Below are 621 nucleotides of genomic sequence, written 5' to 3' on the forward strand. Positions count from 1 at the left end.
CTGTAGCCCCAAGTCCCTGTAAATGCGGTAGGTTCGCTTGATGTTGGTGCCCCAACCCTCGCGTTCCAACAGCACATGCACGCGGCGATAGCCGTACCGCACACGGATCTCGCAGATCTCGCGAATACGACGTTCCAGACCGGCCTGATCAGCACGGCGAGAGGTATAGTGGTGAGTTGATCGATCGAAGTTCAACGCTCCACAAGCACGTCGGATCGAGATCGCCCAATCGCAGCACATGCCTTTCACCATCTCCCGCTTCCGAGCAGGCCTTAGAGCTTTCGGCGGATGACATCCTGCAACATCTCGCGGTCCAGCGTCAGATCCGCGACGATCTTCTTCAGGCGCGAATTCTCGTCCTCGAGCTGTTTCAGCCTCTTCATCTCCGGTGGCAGCATGCCCGCGTATTTTTTCTTCCAGTTGAAATAAGTCGCCTGGCTGATCCCCGCCTTCCTGCAGATTTCAGCAACCGACACGCCTTCATCACCTTGCTTCAGAATGAACGCCTTCTGAGCGTCCGAAAACTGCGACGCTTTCATCGTCTTCTGGTCCCTTTCCCAGCCAGGAAAATGCACCGGAAAACTCTAACCAAAACTGGTCCAGTTTGAAGGGTTCAGATCA

General features: G+C 55.2%; 1 pseudogene. It reads right to left on the bottom strand.

Annotation, left to right across the window (positions count from 1 at the left end):
* Window positions 1-539, bottom strand: a pseudogene (locus tag ATY29_RS02550) (IS3-like element ISRel21 family transposase); the annotation flags it as partial.
* Window positions 540-621 lie beyond the last annotated feature (82 nt).

The sequence above is a fragment of the Rhizobium hidalgonense genome, from assembly GCF_002914525.1.
Lineage (GTDB): Bacteria > Pseudomonadota > Alphaproteobacteria > Rhizobiales > Rhizobiaceae > Rhizobium > Rhizobium hidalgonense.